Genomic DNA, 18960 nt, shown 5'->3' on the forward strand with positions numbered 1-18960 from the left:
TCCGGTTACAGGTCCCGCGGCAGGCGTACGGCGAGCAGCGCCCCGCCTGCCGCGGCGGCCGCACCCCAGCCGTAGGCGAGCCCGTAGCCCAGGGCGCTCGCCGCGTGCGCCGCGAGCAGTGCACCGATCACGGCACTGCAGACCGAGGCGCCGATCATCCGCATGAGGGTGTTGAGCCCGTTGGCGGCGCCGACCGCGTCGGGCGCGGTGAGCCGGACGACGAGGAACGGCAGGGTCGCGAACGACATCCCGATGCCGAGGCCGACGAGCAGCGAGACCGCCACGACCGCGACCGGCCAGCGGACCGTGAGCGCCGAGACGGTGTAGCCGGTCGCGCTGCAGGCCAGGCCGAGCGCCAGCGCCCAGCGCGCGCCGCGGCGGGCGACGATCCAGGAGCCCAGCGGGGCGGCGAGCATCATCGCCAGGCCGCCCGGGACCAGGCACAGCCCGGCGACGAGCACCGAGTGGCCGGGTCCGTCGACCGGCCGCTGCAGCAGCACCGGCATCACGAGCACGTTGGTGAACATGGCGACGCCGGCGAGCACCGAGGCGAGCTGGACGAGCGCCATCCGCGGCTCGATCGCGGACGCCAGGTCGACGAGCGGGTCGGTGGTGCGCCGCTCCCACCACCACCAGACGGTGAGGGTGAGCAGGCCTCCGGCGGCGCTGCCGAGGGTCCCCGGATGGGTCCAGCCCCAGCGACCGCCGTTGGTGACGGCGAGGAGCACCGCGACCAGGCCGACCGAGAGCAGCACGCAGCCGATCCCGTCGAACGACGCGCGCGGCGCGGCCGGCCCGGCACCGGAGCCCGGTGCGGGCACGGGCGCGGGCGCGGGCCGGGGCACGACGAGGACCACCCCGGCGGTGGCGAGCGCCGCGAGCACGGCGGCGCCCCAGAAGACGACCTGCCAGTCGGTCACGGCCGCGACGAGTCCGGACACGGCGACCCCGGCCGCCGTACCGATGCCCATGGTGGCGCTGATCAGCGCGGCCCCGCGCTGGAGCGCGACGCCGGCGGCGACCTCGGCCAGCGCGCTGATCCCGAGCGGGATGACGGCGCTGGAGGTGCCCTGGAGCGCACGGCCCGCGAGCAGCAGCGGGTAGGAGGCACCGACCGCGCAGAGCACGCTGCCGAACGCGGTCGCGACCAGGCACCACACGAGCACGCGCTTGCGGCCGAGCAGGTCGGCGAGCCGGCCGCTGACCGGCGTCGCCACGGCGGCGGCGACCAGGCAGACGGTCATCGCCCAGGAGGCCGCCTCACCGCTGATGTCGAGCCGCTCGGGCAGCTCGCCCAGCAGCGGGATGAGCAGCGCCTGCGACAGGATGCCGACCAGGCCGGCCGCGGCGAGCACCGCGACGACCGGTCGGGTCCGCACCGCGGGCACTGCCGTGGTGGTCACGCGAAGAGGGCCCGCGCGCCGTCGATCGCCGTACCGCGCTCGGTGTCGACGCGGAACGAGCCGTCGGCCCACACCGGCACCCGGACCGTCTCGCCGGGGAAGACCGGCGCGCTGAACCGTCCCTCCAGCAGGGTCAGGTCGGCGGGCGAGGCGCCCTGGGCCGAGGCGGCGGCGAGCACGGCGCCCGACAGCGTCGCGAGGCCGTGCAGGATCGGGCGCGGCTGGCCGATGCGCTCCGCGGCGACCGGGTCGATGTGGATGTGGTGGTGGTCGCCGGTCAGCCGGTAGAGCGCGGCGGCGTTGGCCGCGATCGCCCAGTCGGCGGTGCTCGCCGGGTCGCCCTCGGGACCGGGCGTCCGGCCCGGCCCGCGCTCGCCGCCGAAGCCGCCGCGGCCCGGCGCGAAGATCGACCAGGTGGCCCGGACGTAGTCGCACTCGACGACGACCTCGAAGACGGCGGCGCCGCCCTTGTCCCACACCTCGCCCACGCGGGCGGTCATCAGCGTCGAGCCCGCGGCCGGCATCGGCGCCAGCACCTCGAGCCGCTGCGAGCCGTGCAGCGCCGTACCGACGTCCCAACCGCCGGCCGAGCCGACGACATCGGGCGCCCACTGCGCCAGCGTCAGCGCGAACGTCGGCAGCACCCGCAGGTCGCGCTCGAAGACCAGGTCGAGCCGGTCGGCGGGAGCGCCGACGGCGAGCGCGAAGAGGATCGCGTCGCGCGCCTCCCAGCTCACCTCGCGCTCCCCCAGGGGCCGCCCGGCCCAGTCCGCGGTGGAGAGTCCTTCGAGTTCGGGTCGGGTCGTCATCCTGCTACGATACCAAGCAAACGCTAGGTTTGTACGAGCACCCCGGGAGCACCGATGAGCAACGACAACCCGACCACCGAGCCCGTGGTGACCTACGAGGTCCGCGACGCGGTGGCGTACGTGACGCTCAACCGCCCGGAATACGCGAACGCGCAGAACTCCAAGGTCACCTACGCCCTCGACCAGGCGTTCACCGACGCGGTGAACGACGACGCGGTCAAGGTGATCGTGCTCGGCGGCAACGGCAAGAACTTCTGCGGCGGCCACGACATCGGTACGCCGGAGCGCGACCTCCACGAGTCGTTCGAGCGCAAGGCCGTCATCTGGTGGGACCACGTCGGCGCCGCGGGCGTCGACGCCCGCTTCGCGCGCGAGTCCGAGGTCTACCTCGGGATGTGCCGGCGCTGGCGCGAGATCCCGAAGCCGATCATCGCCAAGGTGCAGGGCGCCTGCATCGCCGGCGGCCTCATGCTCGCCTGGGTCTGCGACTTCATCATCGCCTCGGAGGACGCCTTCTTCCAGGATCCCGTCGTCAAGATGGGCATCCCCGGCGTCGAGTACTTCGCGCACCCGTGGGTCATGAACCCGCGTGCCGCCAAGGAGTTCCTCTACACCGGCGGCCGCTTCGACGCACGCCGGGCGCTCGACCTCGGCATGGTCAACCACGTCGTCCCGCGCGCCCAGCTCGACGCGTCGGTCGACGAGATGGCCCACCGGATCGCCGCCATGCCGCGCCTCGGCCTCGCGCTGACCAAGAAGGCGATCAACCAGGCCGAGGACCTCATGGGCCAGCGCGCCGGGATGGACTCGGTCTTCGGCCTGCACCACGCCGCGCACTCCCACAACGCCGAGGTCAGCACCGACTCGCTCGCCGGGCTGGACGCCGCCGCGATGGCCGCTTCCAACAAGCGCGACGCCGGCCTGCTCTGACCCCCCGCGCCGAAGGGGCACGTTCCGGCGGGCGAAGGAGCGCGTTCCGGCGGTCGAGGGTGCGCCCTCGACCGCCGGTTCGTGGCACTTGGCCCGCCGGAACGTGCTACTTCGCGAGGGCGACGAACAGGCCGCGCGCCTCGACGGTCATCACGTCGCCGTGCCAGAGCGCCCCGACGGTCTCGACTTTGCGGCCGCTGTGCGCGACGATCTCGCCGGTGATCCGCAGCGGTACGTCGAGCGGGGTCGGCGCGCGGTAGTCGAGGTCCAGCGAGGCGGTGACCGCCGGGACGCCGTGGTGCTGGACCAGGCTCGAGAGCAGGACGTCGAGGAGCAGCGCGCCGACGCCGCCGTGGAGCTTGCCGGGCGGGCCGGCGTACGCCGCGCCGAGGCCGTCGGCGACCTCGGCGGTGGCGCGGCCGTCCTCGAAGACCATGGTCAGGCCCGGCAGGGCGGGGTTGTCGAGGTGCCAGCCGTAGTCGCGCGCCCCCACCGCCTCGTCGTACGGCGTGCGGGGGACGTCGTCGAGCCGGCGCTCGCGCAGCATCGCCGTGAGGGCGCGCACAGCGGCGTCGGCCCGCTCCATGTCGGCATCGGAGACGTCGGTGACGGCCATGACCGAGGCGAGCTCGCGCACCGCGACGGCCAGGCTGCGCCGGGCGTTCACGCGCCGCCGCCCCGTTCGGCGCGCAGCTCGTGCAGCGGCCGGCTGACCGAGGCGTCGGTGCTGACCCGGGCCCGGTCCGCCTGCTCGACGGCGAGCGGCGCGACCTCGCGCATCGTGGCGAGCGAGCGCCGGGCGAGGTCGCGGTAGACGCCGGGACCGCCGGACTTCCAGGCGAGCTGGTCCTCGTCGAGCTCGCGCAGGACGCGGGCCGGGCTGCCGATCACCAGCGACCGCTCGGGCGCGACGAAGCCTGCGCTCACCACGCTGCCGGCGCCGATGAGCGAGTCCGCGCCGATCCGGGCGCCGTCCATGACGACGGCGTTCATCCCGACGAGCACCCGCGGCTCCAGCACGCAGCCGTGCAGGATCGCGCCGTGGCCGACATGGCTGCCCTCTCCCAGCACGACGTCCGCGCCCGGGTAGACGTGGACCGTGCACGAGTCCTGGACGTTCGAGCCGGCCTCGATGCGGATCCGGCCGAAGTCGCCGCGCAGGCTGGCCGAGGGTCCGATGTAGCAGCCCGGGCCGATGATCACGTCGCCGATCACGTCGGCCGACGGGTGCACGTAGGACGTCGGGTCGCAGACCGGGACGACGCCGTCGATCTCGTAGAACGCCATGGTCGCCTCAGGCCTTCATGCCGCCGTCGACGACGAAGTCCTGGCCGGTGCAGTAGCTGGCGGCATCGCTGAGCAGGAACGCGACCATCGCGCTGACCTCGTGCGGCTGCGCGGCGCGCGGGACCGGCAGCGACCCGACGACACCGCCGCCCTGGCGCGAGGCCTCGGAGAGCATGGCGGTGTCGGCGGCGCCGGGCAGCACGCAGTTGACCCGGATCCCGCGCTCGCCACCGAGGTCGATCGCGGCCGCGCGGCTCACGCCCCGCAGCGCGAACTTCGAGGCGCCGTAGGCGCTGGAGCCCGGCCAGGCCGCAAGGCCCGCCACGGAGGCGATGTTGACGATCGCGCTGCCCGCCGGCATGTGCGGCGCGAGCGCCTGCATGCCGTGCACGGCGCCCATCACGTTGACCTGGAAGTGCCCCTCGAACATCTCCGGGGGCGTGTCGAGGAAGTGGGCGTACTCGCAGCGCCCGGCGTTGTTGACCAGGCCGTCCACGCGGCCGTACCGCTCGACGACGAAGGCCGCGAGCTCGGCCCAGGCCGGCGCCGACGTCACGTCGAGCGCGGCGGCGGCGTGCTGCTCGCCCAGCTCGGCGGCGACCTCGGTGACGCCGTCGGCCGCCAGGTCGGTCAGGACGACGGTCGCGCCGGCGCTCGCGAGCGTCCGGGCGTGCGCGGCGCCGAGGCCGCGGCTCGCGCCGGTCACCACGATCACCTTGTCGGTCAGGTCGACCAGCGGCCGAGGGGCGGTGTCCATCGTGTTCATCTCCTCAGGGTTTCACATAAACCAAGCGCTTGCTAGGTTCGGGGCATGACGTCGATCCATCACGTGGGCATCACGGTCAGCGACATGGCGCGCTCGCTCGCCTTCTACGAGGACCTCCTCGGCGGCGAGCGGCTGGGCCCGTACGAGCGCATCGGGCCGCGCATCGACGCGGTCACCGGCTACCCGGGCATCGTCGTGCGCCAGGCGTTCGTGCGCGCCCAGGAGGGGACGACCGTCGTCGAGCTGCTCCAGTACGACGGCGGCTCGGACGTCGTCATCGACCCGGACAACGGCCACGTCGGTGCCGCGCACGTCGCGATCACCGTGACCGACCTCGACGCGACGCTCGCCCGGCTGCGCGCCCGGGGCACCACAGCGCTCTCGGACCCGATCGTGGCGAGCGAGCCGATGGCCGGGCACCGGGTCGTCTACGTCCTCGACCCCGACCGGGTGCGGGTCGAGCTGGTCGAGCCGCCCGCTCACGACTGACCCGCCGCTCCGGCGCCCAGCCGGGCGAGCTCGTCGTCGGTGAGCACGAGCGTCGCGGCCTGCACCGAGTCGAGCACCGACTCGGGCCGGCTGGCACCGGGGATCGGCACGATCCAGGGCGAGCGGGCGAGCTGCCAGGCGAGCGCCACCTGCTGCGGGCTGACCCCGCGCTCCGCGGCGACCTCGGCGAACGGCGCGAAGGTCGAGCCGAGGCCCTTCGCCTCGCGCATGCCGCCGAACGGTCCCCACGACAGGAAGGTCAGCCCGAGCTCGGCGCACAGGTCGATCTCGGGCTCGCTCCCCCGCGCCAGCGGGGAGTACTCGTTCTGCACCGACACCAGCGCCGGGCCGAGCACGTCGGCGGCGAGCCGGATCTGCGCGAGGCTCACGTTGGAGATGCCCACCCTCGCCACGATGCCGTCGTCGACGAGCGAGCGCAGGGCCGCCATCGACTCCGCATAGGGACGCCGCGGGTCGGGCCGGTGGTGCTGGTAGAGCGGCAGCACGTCGAGGCCGAGCCGCTCCCGCGAGGCCTCGGCGGCCGCCCGCAGGTGCTCCCGGCTGCCGTCGATCCACCAGGTCAGGCCGTCGCGGGTGTGCCCGCCCTTGGTCGCGACCACGATGTCGTCGAGCGGACCGCCCCACGAGCGCAGCGCCGTCGCCAGCGCGCGCTCGTTGATGCCGTAGCCACCGGGGGTGTCGAACGCCGTCGGGCCGTAGACGTCGGCGGTGTCGAACAGCGTGACACCGGCGTCGAGCGCGGCGTGGACGGCGCGCGTGCCGCGCTCGACGTCGCTGTCGGGCGTCTGGGTCAGCGTCATCGCGCCGAACCCGATCGCGGAGATCTCCAGGTCGCCGAGGCGGCGCTTCGGGAGGCTCACTTGCCGACCGCCGTCCAGCCGCCGTCGACCGGCACGCAGACGCCCGTCGTGTACGTCGCGTCGAGCAGCAGGTGCACGATCTCGCGGGCCATCTCGGCCGGGGTGCACAGGCGCCCGAGAGGGGTGCGCGCCTCGACCGGCGCGATGTCGTACCCGTGGTCGATCATGTCCTGCACCATCGGCGTGAGCGTGTGGCCGGGCGCCACGGCGTTGACCCGGATGCCGAGCCCGGCCCACTCGATCGCGAGGTTCTCGGTCAGCTGGCGCACGGCGGCCTTGGCGACGCCGTAGTCGGACTGGTTGGCCCAGCCGCGGTAGGCCGTCGTCGACGCCAGGGTGACGATCGAGCCACCCTCACCGAGGTCGCGCAGCCGGCGCGCGACCGCGGTCGCGGCGAGCAGCGTGCCGACGACGTGCACATCGAGCACCCGTCGTACGGCGTCGGGCTCGAGGTCCAGCGCCGGCACGAAGGCGCCGCGGATGCCGTGGCTCGCGACCAGGTGCCGCACCGGACCGGACGCCGCCTCGGCCTCGGCGAGGGCGCTCGCGACCGCGTTCGCGTCGGTGACGTCGAGCGCCGCATGCCCGACGTCGTCGCGCTCGGGCGCCTGCAGGTCCCAGACCGTCACGGCCAGGTCGCGCTCCCGGAGCAGGTCGACGACCGCCGCCCCGATCCCGCTCGCGCCACCCGTCACCACCACGTGTCCCATCGGTCCTCCTCGTCGACTTGCACCAAGCATCTGCTTGGTTGGATGCAAGCACCGATGGACCCCGGTCACAAGGCTCCTGCCGCCCAGTGGCACCACCAGGAGCCGCGGGGTAGAGTCGCCGACGAAGCACCAAGCAAGCGCTAGGTTTCGGAGGATGACGTGACGACCGACAAGACGATGGACCTGGCCGACCTGGCCGGCCACGTCCGCTCAGGCATGACGATCGGCATCGGCGGGTGGGGCTCGCGACGCAAGCCCATGGCCCTGGTGCGCGAGCTGCTGCGGACCGACGCGACCGACCTGACGGTGGTCACCCTCGGCGGCCCCGACGTGGGCCTGCTGTGCGCGGCGGGCAAGGTGAAGCGGCTCGTCTACGGCTTCGTCTCGCTCGACAGCATCCCCCTCGACCCGCACTTCCGCGCGGCCCGCGAGGCCGGCGCCATCGCCACCACGGAGTACGACGAGGGCATGTTCGTCGCCGCCCTGCGCGCCGGCGCCAGCCGGCTGAGCTTCCTGCCCACGCGGGCGGGCCTGGCCTCCGACGTGCTGACGATGAACCCCGAGCTCAAGACCGTCGCCTCCCCCTACGACGACGAGGTCTACGTCGCCGTCCCCGGCGTCCGGATGGACCTCGCGCTCATCCACCTCAACCGCGCCGACGCGGCCGGCAACGGGCAGTACCTCGGACCGGACCCCTACTTCGACGACCTGTTCGCGATGGCCGCCGACCGCTGCGTGATGAGCGTCGAGAAGGTCGTCCCGACCGCCGACCTCACCGCCGACGCCGCGCCGCAGAGCCTGCTCGTGAGCCGGATGTTCGTCTCCGGCGTGGTCGAGGCCCCCGGCGGCGCCGGGTTCACCAGCTGCGAGCCGGACTACAGCCGCGACGAGGCCGCCCAGCGCGCGTACGCCGACGCGGCCCGCGACCCGGAGGCCTGGGCCGCGTTCGAGCAGACCTACCTCGAGGAGAGCGCCCGATGAGCACCCTGGAAGCGACCCGTGCCGAGGTCTGCGTCGTCGCCTGCGCCGACGCCTGGCGCGGCTCCGGCGAGGTGCTGGCGCACGCGGTCGGCATCGTCCCGAGCATCAGCGCCCGGCTGGCCAAGCTGACCTTCGAGCCCGACCTGGTGCTCACCGACGGCGAGTGCTTCCTGATGAGCGAGCCGCCGCCGCTGGGCGGCAACGCCGCCACCGGCGGCACCATCGAGTCCTGGGCGCCGTTCCGGAGGATCTTCGACATCCTCGCCACCGGCCGCCGGCACAGCATGATGGGCGCCAGCCAGGTCGACCGCTACGGCAACCAGAACATCTCCTCCATCGGCGACTGGCGCAAGCCGAAGCGCCAGCTGATCGGCGTGCGCGGCGCGCCGGGCAACACCGTCAACCACCGCACCGACTACTGGGTGAGCAACCACAGCGCCCGGGTCTTCGTCGAGGCCGTGGACGTCGTCTCCGGCGTCGGCAACGACCGCGCCCGGGCCCACGAGGGCACCGCGCTGCGCTTCCACGACCTCGGCGTCGTGGTCACCGACCTCGCGGTCCTCGACTACGACGCGGACGGCCTGCTCAAGGTCCGCTCGCTGCATCCCGGCGTCACGGCCGAGGAGGTCGCCGAGCAGACCGGCTTCGCGATCGACACCAGTGGCGCCGGCACCACCCGGCTGCCCACGGCCGAGGAGCTCGAGCTGATCCGCACGGTCATCGACCCGCGCGGCCTGCGGGACAAGGAGGTCCGGCGCTGAGCGCGCCGGACCGGCGTCCGGCGGGCTCAGCCGGCGAGCAGCCCGCCGTGCAGCATCTCGAGGTACTGCTCGGCCAGCGCCTTGTGCTGGAGCCGTCCGCGCGGGTTGTACCAGCGCACGGTGGACCAGATGGCGTCCCGGATGAAGCGGTACGTCGTACCCGGGTCGAGGTCGGCCCGGAAGTCGCCGGCCTTGGCCCCCGCCTTGAGCACGCCCAGCCAGACCTTCTCGACGTCCAGGCTGGCCTTGGTGACGAAGGCGAACTCGCTCGTGGTCGTCAGCAGCGCCGACTCGTTCTGGTAGAGCGCGACCGCGAACGGCACCCGGTGGATGGTCTCGAACGAGTTCATGATGAGCCCGTCGAGCGCGGCCCGCGGGCTGTCCTCGGCGTCGGCGATCTCGCGGATCTGCTGGAGGAGGTTGCCCATGAACTCCTGGAGGATCTCGGTGAGCATCGCCTCCTTGGAGTCGAAGTGGTGGTAGAGGCTGCCCGAGAGGATGCCCGCCTCGTCGGCGATGTCGCGCACCGTCGTCTGCGAGTAGCCGCGCGTCGCGAACATCTCCGCAGCGATCGCCAGCAGCTGCGCACGCCGTGCGGAGCTGGCGCCGTTCGCCCGCCGTCGGCCGCCGCGACCCGTAGCCTCGTTGTTGCTGCTCACCATGACCTGATCCTTTCCCACCGGCGGCGCCCAGTCGCCACCGCCCACCGAACGCGCGCTCGCGCCGGCACGGACAGGGCTACAGTACCTAACAAGCACTTGCTCATGAGGAGTTCCGCCTGATGGCACCCCGGACCGTTCCCGCCCTCCTGGCCCACGGGGCCCAGATCCATGGCGACCACCCCGCCATCGTCGACGGCGGCACCACCATCACCTATGCCGGCCTGCGCGACCTCGCCGTCGCCACCGCCCGCTCCTACCGGGCCCTCGGCGTCGAGCCGGGCGACCGGGTCGGCGTGTGGGCACCCAACCGCGCGGAGTACCTGGTGGCGCTGCTGGGCGCGCAGTACATCGGCGCGTCCGTCGTACCGCTCAACACGCGCTACCGGGGCCACGAGGCCCAGGTCATCCTGAGCCGCTCGCGGGCGGTCGCCGTCGTCCTGTGCGACGGCTTCCTGGGCACCGACTACTCGACGCTGCTGTCCGAGGCCGGCGGCGACGAGGCCGGGCCCGTCGTACCGGGGCTGCCGCACCTGCGCACCATGGTCGACATGAACTCCGCGGGCCGCCCGGGCACGCTGCCCTGGACAGAGTTCCTCGCCCTCGGCGAGCGCACCCCGCTCGAGGAGGTCGAGCGCCTCGCCGCCGAGGTCACCCCCGAGACCGTCTGCGACATCCTCTTCACCTCGGGCACCACCGGCGTCCCCAAGGGCGTGATGAGCACCCACGCCCAGACCATCGGCGTCGCCGACGTCTGGGCCGCCGGCGCCGAGCTCACCCCGGCCGACCGCTACGCGATCGTCAACCCGTTCTTCCACTCCTTCGGCTACAAGGCCGGCGTCATCGCCGCCCTCGTCGCCGGCACGACGATCTACCCGGTCCCCACCTTCGACCCCGAGGCCCTCATGCAGCTCGTCCAGGACGAGCGCATCACCGTCCTCCCGGGCGCGCCGACCATCTTCATCACGCTCATCAACCACCCCCGCCGTACCAACTTCGACCTGTCGTCGCTGCGCTTCTCCATCGCCGGCGCCGCCTCGGTCCCCGAGACACTCTTCGAGCAGATGCGCGAGGTGCTCGGCTTCGACCAGGTCGCCCAGGCCTACGGCCTGACCGAGTGCGTCGTCGCCACCGTCTCCCGCCGCAACGAGGACCCCCGCCACATCGCCCAGACCACCGGCCCCGGCGTCCCCGGCATCGAGGTCCGCGTCGTGGGGAGTGACGGCACGGACGCGCCGATGGGCAGCGACGGCGAGATCTGGCTGCGCGGCGACAACGTCATGCTCGGCTACTTCGAGGACCCCGACGCCACCGCCGCCGCCATCGACCCCGACGGCTGGTTCCACACCGGCGACGTCGGCCGCCTCGACGAGCACGGCTGCCTCAAGATCACCGACCGGATCAAGGACATGTTCATCGTCGGCGGCTTCAACGTCTACCCCGCCGAGGTCGAGAACACCCTCGCCGAGCACCCGGCCGTCATGGAGAGCGCCGTGATCGGCGTACCGGACGAGCGGATGGGGGCGGTGGGCCAGGCGCACGTCGTCCTGCGCCCGGGGGCGGTGGCGACGTCCGAGGACCTGATCGCCTGGGTGCGCGAGCGGCTGGCGAACTTCAAGGTGCCGCGGTCCGTCGTACTGGTGGAGGGGTTGCCACGCAACGCCAGCGGCAAGGTCCTCAAGACCGACCTGCGCCAGCCCTAGACCCCAGCAGCACCACGAACGGCGACGGCCGCCACCCGAAGAGGTGGCGGCCGTTGCCGTCGAGGTGGCAGAGGTGGCAGAGGTGGCGGCCGCACAGCGGCGGCGCGGGCGGAGCCCGTGCCGTTGTCGCGCCGCCCAGCCGGCCGTCAGGGCCCCGCAGTCAAGGACGGGCGAAGCCCGCCGCGAAGCGGACCGAGCGCAGCGAGGGTCCTTGACGGCGGGGAACGGCCGGCTAAGCGCGGCCGCCACCGCAACCCAGCTCACCAGCCAGCAACCTCGCCCCAGGAAACCTGCACCCTCAGGGGGCCAACCCTGCTACTTCGCCCGCCGGAACGTGCCACTTCGCGGGGGCAACCGCGCGACTTCGGCGGCGGGAACAGTCAGGCGAGCCGCTCGAGGACGAGCGACATCCCCTGCCCACCAGCCGCGCACATGGTCTCCATGCCGATCTCCAGGTCCTGCTCCTGCAGCGCGTGGATCAGGGTCGTCGCCATCCGCGCGCCCGTGGACCCGAAGGGGTGGCCGAGGGCGATGGCGCCGCCGTTGACGTTCACCTTGTCGAGGGCCAGGCCGAGGCGGTCGATGCTGGGGAGGACCTGGGCGGCGAAGGCCTCGTTCATCTCGACCAGGTCGACGTCGGCGACGGTCATGCCGGCGCGGGCGAGGGCCTGGCGGGAGGCTTCGACGGGGCCGAGTCCCATGATCTCGGGCGAGAGGGCGGAGACGCCGGAGGAGACGATCCGGGCCAGGGGGGTCAGGCCGAGCTCCTTGGCGCGGACGTCGCTCATCACGACGACGGCGGCGGCGCCGTCGTTGAGGGGGCAGCAGTTGGCGGCGGTGACGGTGCCGGTGGGGCGGAAGACCGGGGCCATGGCGGCGACCTTGTCCAGGGTGACGCCGCGGCGCGGACCGTCGTCGGTACGGACGACGGTGCCGTCGGGCAGCGTGACCGGGGTGATGTCCTTGTCCCAGAAGCCGCGGTCGGCGGCGGCCTCGGCGAGGTTCTGGGAGCGGACGGCGTACTCGTCCTGGGCCGCGCGCGAGACGCCGCACAGGTCCGCGACGTTCTCGGCGGTCTCGCCCATGGCGATGTAGATGTCGGGCAGCTCGCCGGCCTCGCGCGGGTCGATCCAGGGCTTGCCGGCCTCGGCGCGGGCGAGACCGCGCGCCGCCGCCTCGGCGTACGCCGGGTCCTTGGTGTCGGGCATGCCGTCGGCCTTGCCCTGGGCGAAGCGCGAGACGGTCTCGACGCCGGCGGCGACGAAGGCGTGGCCCTCGCCGGCGCGGATGGCGTGCATCGACATCCGGATCGCCTGGAGCGAGGACGCGCAGTAGCGGTGCACGGTGCTGCCCGGCAGGCCGTCGTACCCGAGCTGGAGGGCGGTCATCCGGCCGATGTTGTAGCCCTGCTCGCCGGCCGGCTGGGCGCAGCCCATGACCAGGTCGTCGAGCTCACCCGGGTCGAGCGCCGGTACGGCGTCGAGGGCGGCGCGCACCATCTGGGCGGCGAGGTGGTCGGGGCGCATGTCCTTGAGCGAGCCCTTGTAGGCACGGCCGATCGGAGAGCGGGCGACGGAGACGATCACGGCTTCAGGCACCCCGTCATCCTAGGCGAGAAACCAAGCAAGTGCTAGGTTAACTGGCATGGCGAGTGACACACGCGTCGCGGACGGCGGGGAGGGACTGCCGCTCCACACGACGACCTTCCGACTGAGCTACGCCGACACCGATCCGGCCGGGATCCTCTACTACGGGGCGTGGTTCCCGTGGATGGAGCGCATGCAGAGCGAGTGGTTCTGGCTCAACGACCTGCGCCAGGACCATCTCAAGGAGCGCTACGGCTTCTGGACCGTCACCGCGCACACCGCGTGCGACTACGTGCAGGCCGTGGGGCTCTTCGACGAGATCCGGATCGAGCTGCGGCTCGGCGCGATCGGGCGCCGCTCGTTCGAGATGCTGCACCGGATGGTCCGCACCAGCGACGGCGAGGTCGTCGCGCGCGCTCGCATCAAGATCGTCGCGGTCTCCCCCGAGCAGACCTCGGTAGGCATCCCCGACCTGCTCCGCCAGCACCTCGACTCCTGGGCGCAGGGCGCCCGGTACACCCCCACGGAGGCCCCCGCATGACCTACGGAACCACCCTCGTCACCGGCGCGACCGGCGGGCTCGGCGCGGAGATCTGCCGCCGGCTCGCCCAGGACGGCGCGGAGCTCCTGCTCCTGCACCGCCGTACGGCGCCCGACGCGCTCGTCGCCGAGCTGGGCGCGAGCGTGCGCGGCACCCGTGCCGTCGACCTCACCGACGCCGCGGGCGTCGCGACCGCGGTACGCGAGCTCGAGGCCGAGCACGGCCAGATCCGCACCGTCGTCCACGCGGCGGGTCCGCACGTCCCGATGGTCCACCTGTCCCGCGTCACGCCCGAGCAGTTCGCGACCCAGGTCGACCAGGACGTCGTCGCGTTCTTCAACCTCGCCCACGCGCTCCTGCCGTCGCTGCGCGCGACCCAGGGCTCGCTGACCGCGGTGACCACGGCCGCGACCGTGCGCTACCCGGTCCGCGACGGCCTGTCCTCGACGCCGAAGGCCGCGGTCGAGGCGCTCGCGCGTGGTCTCGCCGCGGAGGAGGGCCGGTTCGGCGTCCGGGTCAACTGCGTCGGCCCCGGCATGCTGACCGACGGCATGGCCGAGCGACTCATCGCCAACGGCGACCTGGACGAGCGCGCGCTCGACGTGGCGCGCACCAACATCCCGCTGCGCCGGTTCGGTACGGCGGTCGACATCGCCGAGGCGGTCGCCTTCCTCGCGAGCGACCGGGCCGGGTTCGTCACCGGCCAGAAGCTCGACATCGACGGCGGCTACGGCATCTAGGAGGCACCCATGGACCAGCTCACGCTCGGCTTCACCCCCGGCGACGGCATCGTCGTCACCGGCGCCGGCAGCGGCATCGGCCGCGCGGTCGCCCTCGGCGCCCTGGCGGCCGGCCTGCGGGTCAGCGCCTGGGACCTGCGTCCCGACGGCCTCACCGAGCTCGCCGACCAGGGCGTGCACACCGCGGTCTGCGACGTCGCCGACGCCGACGCGCGCGCCCAGGCCCTCGCCGTGACGCGCGATGCCCTCGGCGGCGTCCCGCGCTACCTCGTCAACAACGCAGGCCCGTCGTCCCAGGTCCCCCTGGACTTCGACGAGGCGGTGCGGATCAGCGTCGGCAGCGTCCGCGGCCTGACCCAGGACTGGCTCGACGCCGGTACGCCGGACGGCGCCGCGATGGTCGTCACCGCCTCGGTCGCCGGCAACAAGGTCGGCACCGAGAGCGACTGGTACTCCGCCTCCAAGGCCGCCGTCATGGGCTACGTGCGCCACCTCGCCGCGCACCACGCCGACCGGATCCGCGCCAACGGCATCGGCCCCGGCATGACCGACACGCCCCGCCTGGCCGGCTTCGCCGAGTCCGAGATGGGCCACCGGATCCTCGCCCGGGTGCCGTTGGGCCGGATGGGCCGGCCCGAGGAGATGGCCGGCCCGATCCTGTTCCTGCTCTCGCCGCTGGCGTCCTACGTCAACGGCGTCTTCCTGCCGGTCGACGGCGGCTGGACCGTCACGCAGTAGCGGCCGACCAGCCCGGGCGCTCCGGTCGGCGCAGGCCGACGAGCGTCCGGGCGCGCTCGTCGAAGAGCTGGGCGGTCCGCTCGGGGTCGGTGAAGCACCAGAACTCCCCGCGCGCCACGGCGTCGAGCAGCAGCGCGGCCGCCTCGTCGGGATCCATGCCCTGGGCCTGGATCGACTCCGCCATCCGCAGGAACGTCGCGCGGGCGTCGGGGTCGGCGGGGACCCCGCGGCGGCGTAGGTCATCGAAGATGCGGGTGCGCACCCAGTTGGGCAGCAGCGCCGACACCTGCACCGGTACGCCGGACGCGCGCACCTCGAGGTCGAGGCACTCGACCAGCGCGAGAGCGGCGTGCTTGCTGGCGACGTACGCCGATTGGTAGGGCAGCGAGGTCACCGCACCGGTCGACGCGACGACGGCCAGCACGCCCGGACGCCCCTGGTCGGTCATCCGCGGCACGGCCGAGCGCGCGCAGTGGAAGGCGCCGTCGGTGTTGACGCCCTGGACCTTGCGCCACTGCGCGGGGGTCAGGTCCCAGGTCCGCTCGCCGGACTCGATACCGGCATTGCTGACGACGAGGTCGACCGCGCCGTGCGCGGCCCAGGTCCGGGCGAAGAGGTCGTCGACCTGGTCGCCGTCGGCGACGTCGAGGTGGTGCGCCTCGGCCCGGCCGCCCGCGGCGACCAGTGCGTCGGCGACCGCGGTGGCCCGCTCGGCGTCGACGTCGGTGACGACGACATGGGCGCCCTGGGCGGCCAGGTGGGCTGCCATCGCCTCGCCGAGGCCGGCTCCGGCACCGGTCACCAGGGCGACGCCGCCGCCGAACCGGTCGGCCACTGCTGCATCGGTGCTCATCGGTCGCTCTCCTCGGGGGGATCGGGGTGCTCGGGGTCTTCGGGGTTCAGCTGCTCAGCGAGCAGCGCCCGCACGGAGGCGCGGGAGAGCTTGCCGGTGGCGGTGTGCGGCAGGTCGTCGGCCCAGACCAGGACGTCGGGCACCTCGTAGCGGGCCAGCGCCGCGCGGGCCGCGGCCAGCACGGCCGCGTCGTCGCGAGCCGCCCCCGCCGCCGGTACGACGACCGCCGCGAGCCGGTGCCCGCGCCGCGGGTCCGGCAGGCCGACCACCGCGGCCCGCGCGACGAGCGGCGAGTGCTCGAGGGCGATCTCGACCCGGGCCGGGTCGACGTTGAAGCCGGAGACGACGAGCTGGTCGTCGAGCCGTCCGGTCACGCAGAGCCGGCCGTCGTCGTGCAGGTGCCCCTCGTCGCCGGTCACGAACCAGCCCTCGGGATCGGCCACCGCGACGGCGACCTGGTAGCCGCGGGTCACCACGCGCCCGGGCACCCCGGTCGGGACCGGCGCGCCCGCGTCGTCGAGGATCCGCACCTCGACGCCGGACACCGGCACCATCGGCGCGTGCCCGCCGACACCGGTGCGCGCGATGTCGGGACAGACCGCGACGGTGCCGCAGGTCTGGGTGAGCCCGTAGCCCGCCGAGACCCGCGGGATGCCGGTCTCGCGGGCCAGCGGCAGCAGGACTTCGGGCCGGATCTCGGTCGCGCCCGTCATGAACAGCCGCACCCGCGGGCCGAGGTCGGCACCCTCGCGGACGGCGGCGGCGAGGTCGTGGAGCAACGTCGGCGGCCCGCAGACCACGCTCACCCCGGACTCCCGCACGATGCCCGGCAGCGCCGCACGGCTCCGGTCGGGCACCAGGCGCAGCGAGGCGCCCGTGAGCAGGGCGATGACGAGCAGCCCGTTGAAGCCGAACGAGTGCGCCAGCGGGACCACGCCGAGCAGCCGGTCGCGGTGGTCGATGTCGAGCACGTCGGCCACGTCGGCGTACAGGCGCAGGAGGACGTCGTGGTCCATCGGCACGGCGGTCCGGTGCCCCGCCGTCCCCGACGTCGCCAGCACCACCGCCGGTCCCCCGGCCCCGCGAGGTGCGGGGGTTGCTGCCCCGAGGTGCGGGGGTTGCTCCAGCGAGATCGGGAGCTCGCCCGCGCCGGGCGCCTCCGCGACGACGACCCGCGCCCCCACCCGCCGCCCGTACGACGCCCGCTCGGCCGCGGACTCCTCCTGCCCCAGCGGCGCGAGCGTGGCGCCCAGCAGGTGCGTCGCGGCCGCGACGACCACCCACTCGACGGTGTTGCGGCCCTGGAGCACGACGACATCGCCGGCGGCCACGCCGTGCTCGGCCAAGCGCGCCGCGGCGCCCTGGGCACGGCCGAGGGCCTCGCTCCAGGTCAGCCGGGTCGTGCCGTCGTCCACGGCGATCGCGTCGGGCTCCCGGAGTGCGCGTGCGGACCAGAGGTCGGCGAGCGAGGCGGCCACGGGCACCAGCCTGCCGAACCCGCAGCGCGAAGGCACCCGGGCGACCACACTGTGACCGAGACCGTCGGCCGGGCGCCGACGCCGCATCCCCGAGCGGGTGCGGCGGCGGGCCGGGACGGTGGTCGGCGACATGGGTCCTCACGGGTCGATGGCGTCATTTATGACTAACAGTCATAGTCCTAATAGCCAAGCAAGCGGTAGGATGTCTTCGTGCCGACCAATGGAACCGACGCGGCGTCCGACGCCGCGCCCTCACTCCCTCCGACCGGCTGGGCCGTGCTGGGTCTCCTCTCCTTCGGCGAGGAGCTCTCCGGGTACGACCTCAAGCGGTGGGCGGACTGGAGCCTGCGGTTCTTCTACTGGTCGCCGTCGTTCTCGCAGATCTACAGCGAGCTGCGCCGGCTCGAGAAGCTCGGCCTGGCCACCTCGCGGATCGAGACCCGCGACGACGTCCGCGGCAAGCGGATGTACCAGATCACCGACGCCGGACGCGACGCCCTGGGCGGCTGGGCGGCCGACGACCACGTCGACCCGGTCGTGCTCAAGCACGGCGTGATGCTGCGGCTGTGGCTCGGGCACCTCTCCGAGCCCGACAAGCTGCGCACCGTGCTCGCCGAGCACCGCGACCAGTCCGAGCGGATGCGGGTGCGCGCCGAGGTCGACCGCGAGGGCGCCACCGCCGAGGCGGGCTGGGCCTATCCCGAGCTCGTGCTGCGGTGGGCCGAGCGCTACTACGCCGACGAGCGCGACCGGGCCGAGCTGATGCTCGCCGAGCTCGACGAGGCCAGCCGCACCTGGAGCACGTCGCGCGGGGCCACCGAGGCCGCCCGGCGTACCTCCGAGGAGCTGCGGCAGCACCGGGCATGAGCCACCCGCCGACCCGGCTGGGGGTGCTCGAGCGGGCGACCATGATCCTCGACGCCTTCGAGGACGCGCCGGGCCCGCTCGGGCTCGACGACATCGCCGAGATCACCGAGCTGCCGCGCACGACGGTCTTCCGGCTGCTCACCACGCTCAAGGAGCTGGGCTGGGTCCACCACGACCGGCGCGGCTACTCCCCCGGACGCCGGCTCAGCGGCCCCGGCGGCGAGTCCGAGCACCTCGACGTCCGTGCCGCCGCCTCGGTGGCGCTCAACGAGCTGCAGCTCGCGACCGACGCGGTCGTGCACCTGTCGGTACTCGACGGCCCGATCGTGCAGTACCTCGACAAGGTCGGCGGCGCCCGCGCCACCACCATCCCCTCGCGGGTCGGCGGCCGGATCATCGCGACCGACTCGGTGAGCGGCCTGGCCATGCTCGCCGCGCTCGCCCCCGAGGAGGTCGACGCGCTCGTCGGTCACCTCGACCGCACCCCCGGCGGGCTGGAGTCCGTGCACCACGAGCTGGCCGCCGTACGACGGCGCCGCGGGATCGCGATCCTCGACGGCCTGCCCGGCACGGGGATCAGCTCGATGGCGGTCGCCGTCCCGGGGCCGCGCGGCCCCCTGGCCGCGATCTCCGTCGTCCGCCGCGGCCACCTGCCGCTGCCCGTGGTCGGTCCGCTGCTGCTCGCGGCCGCCCGGACCACGAGCCGCACCCTGCACCCCGACTGGGGTCCGCCACGACGCAGTCCGGCCCTGCGGCTCGCGTGAGCCACAGGGCCGGA

Annotated in this window: 21 protein-coding genes; 10 read left to right on the top strand and 11 right to left on the bottom strand. The window is 73.8% G+C overall.

Annotated features, from left to right (window positions below; all coding sequences use genetic code 11):
* Nucleotides 1–5: 5 nt before the first annotated feature.
* Both CCO04_RS09070 and CCO04_RS09075 read right to left on the bottom strand, forming a co-directional pair.
* The gene (locus tag CCO04_RS09070; protein ID WP_215813749.1) at nucleotides 6–1403 is read right to left on the bottom strand and encodes an MFS transporter; all 1398 of its coding nucleotides are present in this window, start codon (nucleotides 1401–1403) and stop codon (nucleotides 6–8) included.
* Nucleotides 1400–2212, bottom strand: a complete 813-nt coding sequence (locus CCO04_RS09075) for a MaoC/PaaZ C-terminal domain-containing protein (RefSeq protein ID WP_215813750.1) — start codon at nucleotides 2210–2212, stop codon at nucleotides 1400–1402. The genes CCO04_RS09070 and CCO04_RS09075 overlap by 4 nt, the downstream gene beginning before the upstream one ends.
* Nucleotides 2213–2266: 54 nt before the next feature.
* Between CCO04_RS09075 and CCO04_RS09080 the strand changes: the two genes are divergently transcribed.
* The gene (locus CCO04_RS09080) at nucleotides 2267–3142 is read left to right on the top strand and encodes an enoyl-CoA hydratase (protein ID WP_215813751.1); all 876 of its coding nucleotides are present in this window, start codon (nucleotides 2267–2269) and stop codon (nucleotides 3140–3142) included.
* Between the two features lie 106 nt (nucleotides 3143–3248).
* On the opposite strand, the gene CCO04_RS29715 is transcribed toward CCO04_RS09080, so the two are convergent.
* Genes CCO04_RS29715 through CCO04_RS09095 form a run of 3 tightly spaced genes read right to left on the bottom strand, consistent with a single transcriptional unit; the run spans nucleotide 3249 to nucleotide 5186 of the window.
* The gene (locus tag CCO04_RS29715; protein ID WP_215813752.1) at nucleotides 3249–3809 is read right to left on the bottom strand and encodes a hotdog domain-containing protein; all 561 of its coding nucleotides are present in this window, start codon (nucleotides 3807–3809) and stop codon (nucleotides 3249–3251) included.
* The gene (locus CCO04_RS09090) at nucleotides 3806–4429 is read right to left on the bottom strand and encodes a gamma carbonic anhydrase family protein (protein ID WP_215813753.1); all 624 of its coding nucleotides are present in this window, start codon (nucleotides 4427–4429) and stop codon (nucleotides 3806–3808) included. Before CCO04_RS09090 ends, CCO04_RS29715 begins: the two co-directional genes overlap by 4 nt.
* A gap of 7 nt (nucleotides 4430–4436) precedes the next feature.
* Nucleotides 4437–5186, bottom strand: a complete 750-nt coding sequence (locus CCO04_RS09095) for an SDR family NAD(P)-dependent oxidoreductase (RefSeq protein ID WP_215813754.1) — start codon at nucleotides 5184–5186, stop codon at nucleotides 4437–4439.
* A gap of 54 nt (nucleotides 5187–5240) precedes the next feature.
* Between CCO04_RS09095 and CCO04_RS09100 the strand changes: the two genes are divergently transcribed.
* Nucleotides 5241–5684: a VOC family protein gene (locus CCO04_RS09100; RefSeq protein WP_215813755.1), complete on the top strand. Its 444-nt coding sequence runs from the start codon at nucleotides 5241–5243 to the stop codon at nucleotides 5682–5684.
* Here CCO04_RS09100 and CCO04_RS09105 read toward each other — a convergent pair.
* Both CCO04_RS09105 and CCO04_RS09110 read right to left on the bottom strand, forming a co-directional pair.
* The gene (locus CCO04_RS09105) at nucleotides 5675–6565 is read right to left on the bottom strand and encodes an aldo/keto reductase (RefSeq protein ID WP_308281168.1); all 891 of its coding nucleotides are present in this window, start codon (nucleotides 6563–6565) and stop codon (nucleotides 5675–5677) included. The two genes, CCO04_RS09100 and CCO04_RS09105, sit on opposite strands and share 10 nt — an antisense overlap.
* Entirely contained in the window at nucleotides 6562–7275 is a 714-nt protein-coding gene (locus tag CCO04_RS09110; RefSeq protein WP_215813756.1) for an SDR family NAD(P)-dependent oxidoreductase, read from the bottom strand. The genes CCO04_RS09105 and CCO04_RS09110 overlap by 4 nt, the downstream gene beginning before the upstream one ends.
* 159 nt (nucleotides 7276–7434) lie before the next feature.
* Here CCO04_RS09110 and CCO04_RS09115 point away from each other — a divergent pair, with 159 nt between their 5' ends.
* Together CCO04_RS09115 and CCO04_RS09120 are read left to right on the top strand one after the other, a co-directional pair.
* On the top strand, nucleotides 7435–8256 hold the full coding sequence (locus tag CCO04_RS09115; protein WP_308281169.1) for a CoA-transferase: 822 nt from the start codon (nucleotides 7435–7437) through the stop codon (nucleotides 8254–8256).
* Nucleotides 8253–9017: a CoA-transferase subunit beta gene (locus tag CCO04_RS09120; RefSeq protein ID WP_215813757.1), complete on the top strand. Its 765-nt coding sequence runs from the start codon at nucleotides 8253–8255 to the stop codon at nucleotides 9015–9017. The genes CCO04_RS09115 and CCO04_RS09120 overlap by 4 nt, the downstream gene beginning before the upstream one ends.
* A gap of 26 nt (nucleotides 9018–9043) precedes the next feature.
* Here the strand turns inward: CCO04_RS09120 and CCO04_RS09125 are convergent, their stop codons facing one another.
* Nucleotides 9044–9679, bottom strand: a complete 636-nt coding sequence (locus CCO04_RS09125) for a TetR/AcrR family transcriptional regulator (RefSeq protein WP_215813758.1) — start codon at nucleotides 9677–9679, stop codon at nucleotides 9044–9046.
* Nucleotides 9680–9798: 119 nt separating this feature from the next.
* Between CCO04_RS09125 and CCO04_RS09130 the strand changes: the two genes are divergently transcribed.
* Nucleotides 9799–11379 carry a FadD3 family acyl-CoA ligase gene (locus CCO04_RS09130; RefSeq protein ID WP_215813759.1) on the top strand — a complete coding sequence of 527 codons (1581 nt, stop codon included), beginning with the start codon at nucleotides 9799–9801 and terminating at the stop codon, nucleotides 11377–11379.
* 380 nt (nucleotides 11380–11759) lie between these two features.
* Here the strand turns inward: CCO04_RS09130 and CCO04_RS09135 are convergent, their stop codons facing one another.
* Complete coding sequence (locus tag CCO04_RS09135) at nucleotides 11760–12977, bottom strand: acetyl-CoA C-acetyltransferase (RefSeq protein WP_215813760.1); 1218 nt, start codon at nucleotides 12975–12977, stop codon at nucleotides 11760–11762.
* Between the two features lie 46 nt (nucleotides 12978–13023).
* On the opposite strand from CCO04_RS09135, the gene CCO04_RS09140 reads away from it, so the two are divergent.
* The 3 genes from CCO04_RS09140 to CCO04_RS09150 are packed head-to-tail and all read left to right on the top strand — an operon-like array spanning nucleotide 13024 to nucleotide 14984.
* Nucleotides 13024–13506 carry a thioesterase family protein gene (locus CCO04_RS09140; RefSeq protein WP_215813761.1) on the top strand — a complete coding sequence of 161 codons (483 nt, stop codon included), beginning with the start codon at nucleotides 13024–13026 and terminating at the stop codon, nucleotides 13504–13506.
* A complete protein-coding gene (locus CCO04_RS09145; RefSeq protein ID WP_215813762.1) occupies nucleotides 13503–14246 on the top strand; it encodes an SDR family NAD(P)-dependent oxidoreductase in 744 nt (247 codons plus the stop codon). The genes CCO04_RS09140 and CCO04_RS09145 overlap by 4 nt, the downstream gene beginning before the upstream one ends.
* Nucleotides 14247–14255: 9 nt before the next feature.
* On the top strand, nucleotides 14256–14984 hold the full coding sequence (locus tag CCO04_RS09150; protein WP_215813763.1) for an SDR family NAD(P)-dependent oxidoreductase: 729 nt from the start codon (nucleotides 14256–14258) through the stop codon (nucleotides 14982–14984).
* Here CCO04_RS09150 and CCO04_RS09155 read toward each other — a convergent pair.
* Together CCO04_RS09155 and CCO04_RS09160 are read right to left on the bottom strand one after the other, a co-directional pair.
* Nucleotides 14974–15837 (bottom strand): SDR family NAD(P)-dependent oxidoreductase, encoded by an 864-nt coding sequence (locus CCO04_RS09155; RefSeq protein ID WP_215813764.1) that lies wholly within the window; start codon nucleotides 15835–15837, stop codon nucleotides 14974–14976. The genes CCO04_RS09150 and CCO04_RS09155 overlap by 11 nt on opposite strands.
* Complete coding sequence (locus tag CCO04_RS09160; protein WP_215813765.1) at nucleotides 15834–17315, bottom strand: class I adenylate-forming enzyme family protein; 1482 nt, start codon at nucleotides 17313–17315, stop codon at nucleotides 15834–15836. The genes CCO04_RS09155 and CCO04_RS09160 overlap by 4 nt, the downstream gene beginning before the upstream one ends.
* A gap of 210 nt (nucleotides 17316–17525) precedes the next feature.
* On the opposite strand from CCO04_RS09160, the gene CCO04_RS09165 reads away from it, so the two are divergent.
* Together CCO04_RS09165 and CCO04_RS09170 are read left to right on the top strand one after the other, a co-directional pair.
* Nucleotides 17526–18182, top strand: coding sequence for a helix-turn-helix transcriptional regulator (locus tag CCO04_RS09165; RefSeq protein WP_215813766.1), 657 nt, complete (start codon nucleotides 17526–17528; stop codon nucleotides 18180–18182).
* Nucleotides 18179–18946, top strand: a complete 768-nt coding sequence (locus tag CCO04_RS09170) for an IclR family transcriptional regulator (protein ID WP_215813767.1) — start codon at nucleotides 18179–18181, stop codon at nucleotides 18944–18946. Before CCO04_RS09165 ends, CCO04_RS09170 begins: the two co-directional genes overlap by 4 nt.
* The last annotated feature ends 14 nt before the right edge of the window (nucleotides 18947–18960 follow it).

Source organism: Pimelobacter sp. 30-1 (assembly GCF_018831735.1).
Classification (GTDB): Bacteria; Actinomycetota; Actinomycetes; order Propionibacteriales; family Nocardioidaceae; genus Nocardioides.